Origin of the sequence: Desulfogranum marinum, assembly GCF_963675105.2 — a bacterium.
Taxonomy (GTDB): Bacteria; Desulfobacterota; Desulfobulbia; order Desulfobulbales; family Desulfobulbaceae; genus Desulfogranum; species Desulfogranum marinum.
In genome coordinates, this window is sequence record NZ_CAXXRO010000002.1 from 1,386,591 (window position 1) to 1,400,563 (window position 13,973).

Sequence of the window (13,973 nt, forward strand, 5' to 3'; positions counted from 1 at the left end):
ATTTGGTAGTCGCTTTCAACCGAAAACTTTCCGATACTCTGCTCCCATGGGTTGCTATCGGGTATGTAACCGGTTCTGCTCTCACTCTTGCCCTTCCCTCCTCTAAACTGTCACTGTTTATCTTTCCGTTTTTTCTTGCCTTCCCGCTATGGGGACTCATTTTTTCAAGGCGATTGCATACTTCTTATGGACCGATTGCCTGTATAGCGCTTTTCTTCCTGCTTGGTGTTACACTGACCAACAATGCGCTTCAAGGACCTCAACTAGACAATCATATCGCCAATCTCATTACTAAGAGCCGGGAGGCAACAGTAGTCGGCACCATTAGCACCATGGTTGAGTATAATGGGGAAAAGAGTAGATTCACCGTGATAGCGGAAGAGATACTGCTCCACTCTTTGCACAAACAGTCCAAAAAGTTTCAACCCACATGTGGTAAACTGCAACTGGCAATCAGGCATGATCTGACAGGTACCTTTCAACCAGGTATGAAAATAATGGCTATTGCCACCCTTTCCCCCCCTCGAAATTTCCAGACACCGGGAGCATTTAACTACGAACTTTATCTCGCAGAAAAAGCAATTTACACAACGGGATGGATCAAATCATCGGCAAGCATACTCGGACTTGTCGGCAGCAACTCCTCTTTATGGGAAAAAGTTCGTTTTGCACCGCAACGCGTGCGGCAGCAAATTGCTATTTTTCTCTACACCCATTTAGACAAGACAATCTGCGGTTTGTATCAAGCCCTGCTCATTGGTTACCGCGGCAATATCCCCTTGCAGATTATTGAACAATTTAAAAACGCAGGCACGATGCACCTGCTTGCAATTTCAGGCCTCCATTTAGGTCTATTAGGCGGCATAACAGCACTGCTGCTGACCTTTTTAGGCAAACGTTCGCAATGGCTGCTCCTGCATACCCATGTCCCGACCATGGCTGTATGCCTGACACTACCACTTCTTTTCACTTACTGCTTAATCGCCGGAGCAAATGCTCCGGTTCTACGAGCCTTCCTTATGGCAGCACTAGCTCTTTATGCCCTGCTCATAAGAAGAAGAAAAAATCTGATGCACTTGATTGCTGCGGTAGCCTTGTTGATGCTTATCTACAAACCACTTGCCCTGGCAACAGCCTCGTTTCAACTTTCCTTTGCTGCTATTATTGCCATTGCCGCCATCCTCCCTAAATTGCCGCTCTCTTCTTCTGATGAAAAGCAGACCGAAAAAGGGAGCAAATTTTCATTTGGCAAACTCATTCTCTCTTTACTGATTGTCTCCTGTGCTGCAACCATTGGCACTCTCCCAATAATGCTTTTCCACTTTAATCAAACATCTCTTGTCGGCCCGGTGATGAACCTGCTTCTGGAACCGCTCCTTTGCCTCTGGGCGCTTCCTGCAGGATTAGTTGCGCTTCTCTTTATGCAGCCGGCTCCTGAGTTAGCACTCTTGATATTGAAAATCGGCCAGGCAGGTCTATGGCTGGCAGTAAAAAGTACCGCTGCAATCGCCGCTTTCCCATTTTCATCGGTATGGACCATCACCCCTACATATTATGAAATTGCTCTCTATTATGTAGTCATTGCCTTATGCCTACAGGGCAACTTTCAGCAGAAATACGCTCTGAAGGCTGTTGGTATCGCAAGCATGTCGTCTCTACTCATGCTCTCTTTCACCTCCTCTTTCTGGCATCCACGCCACAGCAAGGAGACCAGAATCCATTATTTGGACATTGGCCAGGGGAATGCCACCCTGTTACAGCTACCTGATGGGAAAAACATCCTCATTGACGGCGGGGGTGCCCACTCTACACGTTTTAATATCGGCAGAAGCGTAATTGCTCCTTTTCTTCGCAAACAAAGAATCCGGCACCTTGAAAGCATCCTCATTTCCCACCCGGATTCCGACCATTTTAACGGCATCCCCTTTTTACTGCGCCAGTTTTCACCCGATACGCTGTACATCAACGGGCAGGAAGAAAAAGATGACAAGCCCTACCAAAGGCTTCTCTCCATAGCGCAACAGCAAGACGTTGCCCTTATAAAGGGAACAGCCGGCACTATCATTTCCACCGGCAGACAATACACATTATCATGCCTTGGAATGAGAGGACTGCTGGATGAGCATAAACAGTGGTCTTCCAATGAACAGAGTCTGGTATTCCTTTTACGGCACGGTTCTCGAACTTTTCTCTTTCCCGGCGACATCCCTGCAACAGCAGAAGATATTTTACTTACCCGTCATCAGACTCTCGCAACCGATGTGCTTCTGGCATCTCACCACGGCAGTATTACTTCAAGCAGTGCTACTTTCATCGAGAAAACTCGTCCACAGTTAATTCTCGTTTCCTCAGGAAGCAGCAAAAAAGGTCTACACCCTCACAGCAAGCATATCAGACAATGGAAAAAACAAAAAATACCCGTTCTCATAACCGCTGCAGACGGCACTATTACCTGCAACACCAATGGAAAATCATTACAGGCCAGCACCTTTTCAGGGAAAAAAATAGTTTTCCAATAAATTTTTCCGCAGAATCTACCCTACAAACCACGTGCGGTAATTTACCACCGGAGTCTTCGCTACCCGGAGTCTTCGCTACCTACTGCGCGGCTTGTGCCTTGCCCTGCGAAACACTTTATTGAAGAGAAATCCGGGTTGATTAATTGCTTGAAATTTATCGCTGCATGCAATATTTTCTCCCTCCACATCATTCGACCATCAACATTGGAGTATGAAAAAATGGTATGTTTGGGTAAACGATGTCCTTGCTGTGGTGGAAAAAAAATGATGAGCAGGGGGCAGAACTCATGGATGGAGCGCACCTCTTTTGCTTCGCCACTGGTGTGCACTGAATGTGGGCAACGGCTCACTTCCTATGGACTGTGCACCATATCCGCCGAACAACGCAGACACAACAGGTTCCTGCTTCCAGCTTCTTTTTTATTGCGCATACCCGGCGACAAACCCCAGTTTGCTCGCATAAAAAACATCAGTCAAGGAGGCATCAGCTTTGATAATCTCAGTTGCTGCCTGCCGGCTCACAAAACTTTGCGAGTTGACATTTTTAACTGTAATACCGGCACGGGGATAGAGCAGCTACCTGTAGAAATTGTATCGACCCCTGAAAAAATCCAGAACGAAACACCCGTTGCTGCAATTCAAGCAACCAAAGGTGCCCGATTTCTTAATCTTACCCAGGCACAGAAAAAATTACTTGCCGACTGTATCCAAACAAATGGGAAGTTGGAAGAGATCCAACCCCCCGAAGAGCTTATATCTCAGTAAAATCAACCGGTGCCTTTCTTAAAAATTTTACAAATTTCTGCTTTTCGGAACAGTTGATGTAAGCATCTTCTGCACTGACTTTTTTCTTTTGTAAAAGCTCAAGAATGGCATCATCAAGGGTCTGCATACCGTATTTTTTCCCTGTCTGCATTACGCTGGGAATTTGATAGGTCTTCGCTTCCCGTATAAGGTTACGTACCGCCGGTGTACAGATTAAAACTTCCAAGGCGGCAACCCGTCCTTTTATATCCACTCGTTTAAACAACGTTTGAGACACCACCGCTTTTAAGGCATCAGCCAGGGTTGATCGAACCTGTCCCTGTTGGTTGGCCGGAAAGACTTCAACCACACGGTCAACTGTTTTCATAGCATTCATGGTGTGCAGGGTTCCAAAAACCAGGTGCCCGGTCATTGATGCTTCCATGGCCAAGGTAATGGTTTCCAGGTCGCGTAGCTCGCCCACAAGAATAATATCAGGGTCCTCACGAAGCGCTCCCCTTAGTGCAGCTGTAAATGATTTAGTATGGGTACCCACTTCGCGGTGATTAATGACACACTGCTGGGATTTATGGACGAACTCGATGGGGTCTTCAATGGTAAGAATATGGTCTTTTCTTGTTTTGTTACACTCATCGAGTATGGCGGCAAGGGTGGTCGACTTACCTGATCCTGTAGGGCCGGTGACAAGCACCAGGCCTTTGGGTAAAGTTGCAAGTTTTGAAATAACCTTTGGCAATCCCAGTTGGTCACAGGTCATAATTTCGCTTGGAATCTCACGAAAAACAGCGCCAATACCATACTTCTGCTGGAAAAAATTACACCTGTACCTGGCGAGACCCGGTATTTCGTAGCCGAAATCCATGTCCCCGGTCTCTTCAAATATCTTAATTTTATCTTCCGGACAAATCTCATACAACATCTGTTTAAGGGTTTCATTATCCAAAACCTTAAACTTAACCCGCTCCATATCACCACGGATCCGCAATACCGGCTGCTGACCAGCCATTACATGTAAATCCGAAGCACCCTCATCGTTCATAAGTTTAAAAAATGCGTCAATCTGAGCCATATATTACTCCTTTCACCGGCATGCAGGTAGTATATCAACTAAAAAACCAATGTTTTACGGACATATCGTACCACATCATCTACGTTATCCATAATTTCAAACAGTAATAAATCATCATTTTCGATCTTTCCACTCCCCTGCACCTGATCATGCAGCCACTCGACGAGACCGCCCCAAAAACTGGAACCAAAGAGGATGATCGGAAAAGGTTTTATTTTTCGTGTCTGTATCAGTGTCAAAGACTCAAACAACTCATCCAATGAACCAAAGCCACCGGGCATACAGATAAAAGCCATCGAATATTTCATAAACATGACTTTACGGACAAAAAAATAGCGGAAATCCAGCGGCAGATTAACGTAAGGATTACACTCCTGCTCATGGGGTAAATCAATATTCAAGCCAACGGAGAGTCCCCCCACATCTATGGCCCCCCGATTGGCAGCCTCCATAATACCAGGCCCCCCTCCTGTTATAACGCCATAACCAAGAGTAGCTAATTTGGCAGCCAGCTGTCTGGCCTGTTGATAATAAGGGTCGTCCTCTGTAGAGCGCGCTGATCCATAGATAGTAACTGCAGGTTGTTGCAATCCTGACAGGGTATCGAACCCCTCCACAAACTCCGACAGGATGCGAAACATTCTCCACGAATCGCCCCGTTCCATATTATCGAGACAATATTGATTTTCCCTTTTAACCTGATGCTTTTTCACTGATTGTCCCCTACAAGGTGTTTGCCGAGATTTCTTTGAGCCGCCGTTCAATTTCCGCCTGCTGCCGTACAGTAACGCTTCCATTTTTCAACAGTTGTATAAGGCGTCGTTCAGCACGGACGCATAGCCCTTGCTTCATATCCAATCTTGCCACCAGGATACCGCACTCAGCATGATTGCGTCGCCGCCGCAGACAAAGGTTTGCCGCCTCTCTGGCTTCTTTCCATTTTGCTGTGTGAAAATAAACAAAGGCTAAGCGATATAAATTATCAGGATTTGCCGGGTCAAGATTCACCGCCTGTTTGCAAAGTCGCAGCCCGATATCATCACCCTGTTTTTCAACTACATACAACGCACCGAGTAAACTCAGGCTAACACTGTCTTGTGGATATATCCGAAGTGCTCGCTGGCAGGCGGCGATAGCTTTTGTATAATCACCTTTTGTAAAATAATTTTTACCAAGCAAACGATAAAGGAGGAATTCCTTTTCACAACCAGACCTGGAAGACCATTGGAGCAGCACATCAATTGCCTGCTCCGTACAGCCAAACTCGGTATACAACCTCCCCAATGGCAAAAAGAGTTCTCCCCCAACAACTTCGCCCTCAGGTATAACTTGCCGTGCCTTTTCCAGAGTAGCCATGGCATCTCTTTTTGCTCCTACAGCCTGTTGGGCAAGACCTAAATTGACAAGGGCCATATGATTATCTTCATGTTTCAGAAGGACAGCCTTAAAACAATCAACAGCACGACTATATTGATTAAATTCAACCAGAGTAACGCCTAAACTGTTAAGCAGATTGATATCCCCCGGGAGCAATTGAAGCCCATAACGATATTCCTTGCCTGCAGTTTGAAAATCACCATCATCAAAATAATAATCCCCGCTTATATTCAATGTTAAGTGATCAAAAGCCACCGCTGATCCCGGCTCTAAAAAGGAGCTGTGCATAAGCGCCTTGGCACAATTCACAAGGGTTTGCGTTTTTGAATAACCCAGTGTCGGCCACTCGGCGATCCCTACTCCTTTTACCGGTAAAACATGTGCCCCCTTCTTGCAGCTGTTAAGCTGTTCTGTAATTACCGGCAAAGAAAAATCGTCATTATACGGAAGGAATACATATGTTCGCCCCTGCTCGCTACCAATACATTCACCCTTCCCTTGCAGGATTTCCAGCACATCCTGCTCCCTTATCATGTTAGTAGCGGCTGCGTCCCAGGCAAAAACTGCTACTGCAAATCGCGAATATCCGCGCCATCGCCGCTGTATTTTTTTTAACAGTGGGTTTGATGGCAATGAAAAAGGATGATCAACAAGCGACCCGGCATCGCACACTCCGAACGGACCACGTTTTTCAGCAACAAGCAGTCCTTCCCATGCCTTTTCCACGATATTCTGCTGAATGTTCCCTGAAGCAATTCCCACTTGCACCTTGCGCATACCGTCCCGCTTGAGATGCTTTTGCAACACTTTGCACGCCTGGGCAGCTTTTTCCGCAGCAGTATCAAAAAAAAGTACGCCAAACACTTGGAGTCCGCAGGAAAAAAGATACCCAGGTACTACAGCTTGTAATAAATCCGCCACCTGCTGATAGCGAATCATGTTGACGGAAGCAGCCCTACTCGACATTCCTGTATGAATAAACAAAAAAGAAGACAGGGCATCATGCTGCAACTCTTTCAACAACCACAAAGCACGTTTGTTATACATCCCGGTTTCGGGATCAATATAGATTTTACGCACATTTTTAAGTTGCTTCAAAAGTATCACTTGTAATTCACAAAGCCACTGCTCCGACATTTTTGCCAGTAATGCAGGATCAGCATCACTGATGACCACACTTATACGTTCAGTTGACTCAAGTGTGAGCGGTACTATAAGCACACCGTGCATTCTTGTTGGAACCGCGACATCTTCCAATTCCGCGACCTGCTTAGGTGCCAGAGAAAGAGTATCTCCAACACAAGGTAGTTGCTCATTTTTCTGAAAGGTAGCAAAGGTAACAGATGCGGGAATAGGCAGTGTCGCTTCCACGGAATGAGCAAAGGGTACCTGCAGTATAAAAAAATCGGTTATTGCCAGAGCATCATCATCATAGAGTAAGGGAAATAACATTATATGTTCCCCGAAACAGATTTCATTTTTTCAATTGCAGCAACCATTGCATCAACTATGAGCACTACTTCATCCTCAGCCACCGTACGCATATCCAACAACAATCTCTCATGTTCAACTCTGCCGATGATCGGTATAGGTTGCCCACGCAGTAATTTCTCCAGTTTACCGACAGAAAACGACTCTGATTGAATAGCCACCGCAATACTCTCAACCCCCTGCTCAGGCATAGCTCCACCACCAACTCGCGATGTGGTCGCTACAATATCCAGCTGAAAAAGGCCCTTACATTTTGCTTTTAGGTTATTCACGCAGGCTTCCGCTCTAACTTGCACCTGATCCGTAGATTCGGCAATCATCGACAACGTTGGAATCTGCTGAATGGCTTTCTCTTCATCTAAATAATATCTCAAAATGGATTCAAGGCCACTGAGAGTAAATTTATCTATCCGTAATGCACGGTTAAGCGGATTCTTTTTGATCTGTTCTATATATTTTTTACAGCCAACAATAATTCCTGCTTGAGGTCCTCCTAAAAGCTTATCACCACTAAACGTTACGACATCAACCCCTGAGGAAACAGCCTCTTGGACCGTAGGCTCTTTTTCCAAACCAAAACGACTTAAATCAATCAATGAACCTGACCCAAGATCCTCTACAACCGGGATATCAAACTCATGACCGAGAGCAACTAGCGCGTCATTTGACACTTCACTCGTAAAACCGATTATTCGATAATTACTGCAATGTACCTTAAGCAGGACACCTGTATCTTGGCTAAGAGCATTTTGATAATCTGCTAAATGAGTTCTATTGGTTGCCCCCACTTCAACCAGAGTCGCACCACTTCTTGCCATAACATCAGGAATTCTGAAAGATCCCCCTATTTCTACAAGTTGGCCTCTGGAAACAATTGCCTCCTTCCCTTTTGCTAGTGTTTCTAAAACAATGAGGACTGCCGCGGCATTATTATTGACAACCAGTGCTGCTTCAGCACCGGTGAGTTCACAAAGAATATCTTCAATGTGAGAATAACGACTGCCTCGTTTTCCAGTGGCAAGGTCGAACTCAAGGTTACTATACCGCGAACCGGCAACGAAAAGAGATTCCATGGTCGCTTCAGGGAGCAGGGATCGGCCTAAATTAGTATGGATGATCACCCCTGTTGCATTAACAACTTTCCTGAAATGATACTGATGCCCGTCACAGACATACTGTGTAAGCCGAGGAAGAATACCGTCTTCATCAAGAGTAAGCGGACCTGGATCATTATCTGCCTGAATACTTTTTCTGATTTGGGCTAAAAATTGACGTACTAATTTTTTCATGCGATCCCGAGGGATACCTTGGACCTCAGGGATAGTGGCGAGTATGTTGAGACAATCATTAACATTTGGGATAAGAGGTAACAAATGACTTTTAGTAGACATAAAAGAGTATTATGAGCAAAAATTATTAATTAGCACCGAAGAAAACGACACGTCACAACCGGCATGTTACGTCAAAACCTCTGTTCAAGGCAAATGGATTATAAGAAGCCTCTTCATTCCTCTACATTTAACAAGGCATATTTTGAATAAACAAGAAAAGGAAAATTAGTTATTGACGCCCCGGCGAAGATCGAGTAGCTTCCCGCCCCGTGCCTGACAAAACATGTGGGCAAAGCTTGAAGTGGATTGTTAGTTATTTAATGATTCCAAACCCTTGGCGATTAAAAACAGATTTTAACCAGCTAAAAAAAAAGAGGTTGACTTCAAGGGCGCGGTAAGGTAGTTTGCCGCTCCGTTGCGTGACGAACGTGTTCGCCACGCAACATACTGAGGATCGTTGCCAATATCAACGATCACTCCTTTTGTGTTGCCGAAAGTTAGCTTCACCAACGGCCAAAAAAATCTTGACGGTAGAGCGCAGTTGCAGTAAGGTGTTCCACCACGTTGTTTGACCAACGTCAGTGAGCAACATGCTCTTGATAATATTAATAGGTCAGGCAGCACATACGGTTATAACTTCTGTTATACCGAGGCCATGTACAATGGCTTTGATCTTTGACAACTGAACAGTAAACAAGCGGGCCAATTGATTTTGGTTTTTTTGAAGTAAGTAAGTCCAATCGTAAGTGATTGTGGCTAGGATATAAACTGGAGAGTTTGATTCTGGCTCAGAACGAACGCTGGCGGCGTGCTTAACACATGCAAGTCGAACGCGAACGGTTTCTTCGGAGACCTAGTAGAGTGGCGCACGGGTGAGTAACGCGTAGATAACCTGTCCTTATGTCTGGGATACCCCACCGAAAGGTGGACTAATACCGGATGTTCTTGTTTTTCATAAGCGTAATAAGAAAAGGTGGCCTCTGATTTAAGCTACTGCATGAGGAGGGGTCTGCGTACCATTAGCTAGTTGGTGGGGTAAGAGCCTACCAAGGCATCGATGGTTAGCGGGTCTGAGAGGATGATCCGTCACACTGGCACTGAAACACGGGCCAGACTCCTACGGGAGGCAGCAGTGAGGAATATTGCGCAATGGGGGCAACCCTGACGCAGCGACGCCGCGTGAGTGAGGAAGGCTTTCGGGTCGTAAAGCTCTGTCAAAAGGGAAGAAATGCATATGAGTTAATACCTTGTATGTTTGACGGTACCTTTAAAGGAAGCACCGGCTAACTCCGTGCCAGCAGCCGCGGTAATACGGAGGGTGCAAGCGTTGTTCGGAATTACTGGGCGTAAAGGGCACGCAGGCGGCCTGATAAGTCAGATGTGAAAGCCCACGGCTTAACCGTGGAAGTGCATTTGAAACTATTAGGCTTGAGTATCAGAGGGGAAAGTGGAATTCCTGGTGTAGAGGTGAAATTCGTAGATATCAGGAGGAATACCAGTGGCGAAGGCGACTTTCTGGCTGAATACTGACGCTGAGGTGCGAAAGCGTGGGGAGCAAACAGGATTAGATACCCTGGTAGTCCACGCCGTAAACGATGTCAACTAGGTGTAGGGGGTGTTGATCCCCTCTGTGCCGCAGCTAACGCATTAAGTTGACCGCCTGGGGAGTACGGTCGCAAGATTAAAACTCAAAGAAATTGACGGGGGCCCGCACAAGCGGTGGAGTATGTGGTTTAATTCGATGCAACGCGAAGAACCTTACCTGGTCTTGACATCCCAAGAATCTTCTAGAAATAGAAGAGTGCTTTTCGGAGAACTTGGTGACAGGTGCTGCATGGCTGTCGTCAGCTCGTGTCGTGAGATGTTGGGTTAAGTCCCGCAACGAGCGCAACCCTTGCCTTTAGTTGCTAGCAGTTCGGCTGAGCACTCTAAAGGGACTGCCGGTGTCAAACCGGAGGAAGGTGGGGATGACGTCAAGTCCTCATGGCCTTTATGACCAGGGCTACACACGTACTACAATGGCCGGTACAAAGGGCAGCGACAGGGCGACCTGAAGCGAATCCCGTAAAGCCGGTCTCAGTCCGGATTGGAGTCTGCAACTCGACTCCATGAAGTCGGAATCGCTAGTAATCGTGGATCAGCATGCCACGGTGAATACGTTCCCGGGCCTTGTACACACCGCCCGTCACACCACGGGAGTCGGTTGTACCAGAAGCAGTTGACCAAACCTTCGGGATGGAGGCTGCCAAGGTATGGCTGGTAACTGGGGTGAAGTCGTAACAAGGTAGCCCTAGGGGAACCTGGGGCTGGATCACCTCCTTTATAAGGATATGCAGCTTAGACTGCAAAGGGATCAACCCCGCTTGTTTTACTGTTCAGTTTTGAGAGATCAAGGTCATGGGCCTATAGCTCAGCTTGGTTAGAGCGCACGCCTGATAAGCGTGAGGTCGGTGGTTCAAGTCCACCTAGGCCCACCAGGTTGAGTTGATCCAGGTTTTACTCCCCTTTCTGGAGTTAGCGGAGAGCGTATTTAAACGCTTCTACGTGCTTCAGGTTTGTTTGTTGTTCTCAGATCGCTATAGGTATGCTATGCGGGCTGAGAACAACAAATAAAGATGGGGCATGTAGTAGTGTTTAAAACGGGGGTGTAGCTCAGCTGGGAGAGCGCCTGCCTTGCACGCAGGAGGTCATCGGTTCGAACCCGTTCACCTCCACCATTTTAAAAGCATAAGGTTAGCCTATGATTATTTTTTTGTAATCATGTGCTAACTTTAAACTTTTAGATAAGTTTACAGATCTTTGACAATTGAATAGCAGGGTATCTAAATCGTAGACCCTTTTTTGTATGTTCACCGAGGGCCGTCAGGTCAGTGTGAGAAGTAAATACAGGAGAGGGAGTACTACAAAAATAGCGTTTAGAGTTATAACTTAGTTTACAAAAGACTTATGGTTAAGCTACTAAGGGCTGACGGCGGATGCCTTGGCACTAGGAGGCGATGAAGGACGTGGAAAGCTGCGATAAGCTTCGGTGAGCTGCTAACAGGCTTTGACCCGGAGATTTCCGAATGGGGCAACCCGGTAGAGTTCAAACTCTATCATTTATTACTGAATACATAGGTAATAAAAGCGAACGAGGGGAAGTGAAACATCTCAGTACCCTTAGGAATAGAAATCAAACGAGATTCCGTCAGTAGCGGCGAGCGAACGCGGATTAGCCCAAACCTATGAGCTTGCTTGTAGGGGTTGTGGGGCCCCGATGTGGGATTGATGAGAGATAGCGGAATGGTATGGAAAGGCCGACCATAGACGGTGATAGTCCGGTACGCGAAATCTTGATTCACCCTAGGGTGTCCCCGAGTACCACGAGACACGTGAAACCTTGTGGGAATCTGGGAGGACCATCTTCCAAGGCTAAATACTCCCTAGTGACCGATAGTGAACCAGTACCGTGAGGGAAAGGTGAAAAGAACCCCGGGAGGGGAGTGAAATAGAAACTGAAACCGTCAGCTTACAAGCAGTTGGAGCTCAAATTTATTTGGGTGACAGCGTGCCTTTTGCATAATGAGTCAACGAGTTATCCTATGCAGCGAGGTTAAGCCGTTAGGTGTAGCCGCAGCGAAAGCGAGTCTTAAGAGGGCGTCGAGTTGCATGGGGTAGACCCGAAGCCGGGTGATCTATCCATGTCCAGGGTGAAGGTCGAGTAACATCGACTGGAGGCCCGAACCATTGTAGGTTGAAAACTGCTTGGATGAGGTGTGGATAGGAGTGAAAGGCTAATCAAACTCGGTGATAGCTGGTTTTCTCCGAAATATATTTAGGTATAGCCTCGCGAAATGACTGACGGAGGTAGAGCACTGCTTGGACTAGGGGTCCCACCGGATTACCAACTCCATGCAAACTCCGAATGCCGTCAAGTTCCATCGCGGGAGTCAGTCTGCGGGAGATAAGTTCCGTGGTCGAGAGGGAAACAACCCAGATCGTCAGCTAAGGTCCCTAAACCATGCTAAGTGGAAAAGGAGGTGAAATTGCTCAGACAACCAGGAGGTTGGCTTAGAAGCAGCAATCCTTTAAAGAAAGCGTAACAGCTCACTGGTCTAGTGAATTCGCGCCGAAAATGTAACGGGGCTCAAGCATGGTACCGAAGCTACGAATCGAAATATTTATGTTTTGATGGTAGGAGAACATTGTGTAGGTCTGAGAAGGTGCATCGTGAGGTGTGCTGGAGATATCACAAGAGCTTATGTTGACACGAGTAGCGATAAAAAGGGTGAGAAACCCTTTCGCCGAAAGTCTAAGGTTTCCTGTAGTCAAGTTAATCTGCTCAGGGTTAGTCGGCCCCTAAGGCGAGGCTGAAAAGCGTAGTCGATGGGAAACAGGTTAATATTCCTGTACCGCTGATGTGGAGATTGTATAAGGGGGGACGGAGAAGGATATGCCATCCAGGCGTTGGTTGTCCTGGTTTAAGCGTGTAGGTGGAGGTTCCAGGTAAATCCGGAATCTTGTTAACACTGAGGCGTTATGACGAAGCCCAAATGGGCTACAAAGTGGTTGATTCCATGCTTCCAGGAAAAGCCTCGTATACATTCACATTGGTGACCGTACCGCAAACCGACACAGGTAGACAGGTAGAATATACCAAGGCGCTTGAGAGAACTCTGGTTAAGGAACTCGGCAAAATAGCACCGTAACTTCGGGAGAAGGTGTGCCCTCAAGGTGATTTTTTTTACAATAATGAGCCTACGGGGGTTGCAGTGAAATGGGGGGAGCGACTGTTTACTAAAAACACAGGACTCTGCGAAGTCGTAAGACGAAGTATAGGGTCTGACGCCTGCCCGGTGCCGGAAGGTTAAGGGGACGTGTTAGCGCAAGCGAAGCATTGAACCGAAGCCCCGGTAAACGGCGGCCGTAACTATAACGGTCCTAAGGTAGCGAAATTCCTTGTCGGGTAAGTTCCGACCTGCACGAATGGCGTAACGATTTCCCCACTGTCTCAACCAGAGACTCAGCGAAACTGTAGTACCGGTGAAGATGCCGGTTACCCGCAACAAGACAGAAAGACCCCGTGAACCTTTACTATAGCTTGGCATTGTGTTTAGGGATAATATGTGTAGGATAGGTGGGAGACTTTGAAGCATGCACGCTAGTGTGTGTGGAGTCGTCCTTGAAATACCACCCTTGTTATCTTTGAACTCTAACCGCGGTCCCTTATCGGGATCCGGGACAGTGTCTGGTGGGTAGTTTGACTGGGGCGGTCGCCTCCCAAAGAGTAACGGAGGCGCGCGATGGTTCCCTCAGGCTGATTGGAAACCAGCCATAGAGTGTAAAGGCATAAGGGAGCTTGACTGCGAGAGAGACATCTCGAGCAGGTACGAAAGTAGGTCTTAGTGATCCGGCGATTCCGCATGGAAGGGTCGTCGCTCA

At 46.9% G+C, this 13,973-nt stretch carries 6 protein-coding genes, 2 tRNA genes and 2 rRNA genes; 6 read left to right on the plus strand and 4 right to left on the minus strand.

Annotated elements, in window-relative coordinates; genetic code table 11:
- Nucleotides 1-2: 2 nt before the first annotated feature.
- Together ACHZCY_RS06950 and ACHZCY_RS06955 are read left to right on the plus strand one after the other, a co-directional pair.
- On the plus strand, nt 3-2,519 hold the full coding sequence (locus tag ACHZCY_RS06950) for a DNA internalization-related competence protein ComEC/Rec2 (RefSeq protein WP_319548309.1): 2,517 nt from the start codon (nt 3-5) through the stop codon (nt 2,517-2,519).
- A gap of 264 nt (nt 2,520-2,783) precedes the next feature.
- Nucleotides 2,784-3,284, plus strand: a complete 501-nt coding sequence (locus ACHZCY_RS06955) for a PilZ domain-containing protein (RefSeq protein WP_205221856.1) — start codon at nt 2,784-2,786, stop codon at nt 3,282-3,284.
- On the opposite strand, the gene ACHZCY_RS06960 is transcribed toward ACHZCY_RS06955, so the two are convergent.
- Genes ACHZCY_RS06960 through selA form a run of 4 tightly spaced genes read right to left on the minus strand, consistent with a single transcriptional unit; the run spans nt 3,271 to nt 8,612 of the window.
- Nucleotides 3,271-4,353, minus strand: coding sequence for a type IV pilus twitching motility protein PilT (locus tag ACHZCY_RS06960; RefSeq protein ID WP_205221857.1), 1,083 nt, complete (start codon nt 4,351-4,353; stop codon nt 3,271-3,273). The genes ACHZCY_RS06955 and ACHZCY_RS06960 overlap by 14 nt on opposite strands.
- A gap of 38 nt (nt 4,354-4,391) precedes the next feature.
- Entirely contained in the window at nt 4,392-5,066 is a 675-nt protein-coding gene (locus ACHZCY_RS06965; RefSeq protein WP_319548310.1) for an LOG family protein, read from the minus strand.
- A gap of 10 nt (nt 5,067-5,076) precedes the next feature.
- Nucleotides 5,077-7,182: a tetratricopeptide repeat protein gene (locus ACHZCY_RS06970; RefSeq protein WP_319548311.1), complete on the minus strand. Its 2,106-nt coding sequence runs from the start codon at nt 7,180-7,182 to the stop codon at nt 5,077-5,079.
- Nucleotides 7,182-8,612: an L-seryl-tRNA(Sec) selenium transferase gene (selA, locus tag ACHZCY_RS06975; RefSeq protein WP_319548312.1), complete on the minus strand. Its 1,431-nt coding sequence runs from the start codon at nt 8,610-8,612 to the stop codon at nt 7,182-7,184. Before selA ends, ACHZCY_RS06970 begins: the two co-directional genes overlap by 1 nt.
- 705 nt (nt 8,613-9,317) lie before the next feature.
- On the opposite strand from selA, the gene ACHZCY_RS06980 reads away from it, so the two are divergent.
- The 4 genes from ACHZCY_RS06980 to ACHZCY_RS06995 all read left to right on the plus strand — a co-directional run.
- A 16S ribosomal RNA gene (locus tag ACHZCY_RS06980) occupies nt 9,318-10,874 on the plus strand.
- A 77-nt stretch (nt 10,875-10,951) separates the two neighbouring features.
- Nucleotides 10,952-11,029, plus strand: a tRNA-Ile gene (locus tag ACHZCY_RS06985).
- Nucleotides 11,030-11,193: 164 nt separating this feature from the next.
- Nucleotides 11,194-11,269: transfer RNA gene (locus ACHZCY_RS06990), tRNA-Ala, on the plus strand.
- Nucleotides 11,270-11,500: 231 nt separating this feature from the next.
- A 23S ribosomal RNA gene (locus ACHZCY_RS06995) occupies nt 11,501-13,973 on the plus strand; the annotation flags it as partial.

Excerpts from the sequence above, each read along its gene's own strand:
- ACHZCY_RS06970 (WP_319548311.1), bottom strand. The coding sequence starts at position 7,182 with ATGTTATTTCCCTTACTCTATGATGATGATGCTCTGGCAATAACCGAT.
- selA (WP_319548312.1), bottom strand. The coding sequence starts at position 8,612 with ATGTCTACTAAAAGTCATTTGTTACCTCTTATCCCAAATGTTAATGAT.
- ACHZCY_RS06960 (WP_205221857.1), bottom strand. The coding sequence starts at position 4,353 with ATGGCTCAGATTGACGCATTTTTTAAACTTATGAACGATGAGGGTGCT.
- ACHZCY_RS06955 (WP_205221856.1), top strand. The coding sequence starts at position 2,784 with ATGATGAGCAGGGGGCAGAACTCATGGATGGAGCGCACCTCTTTTGCT.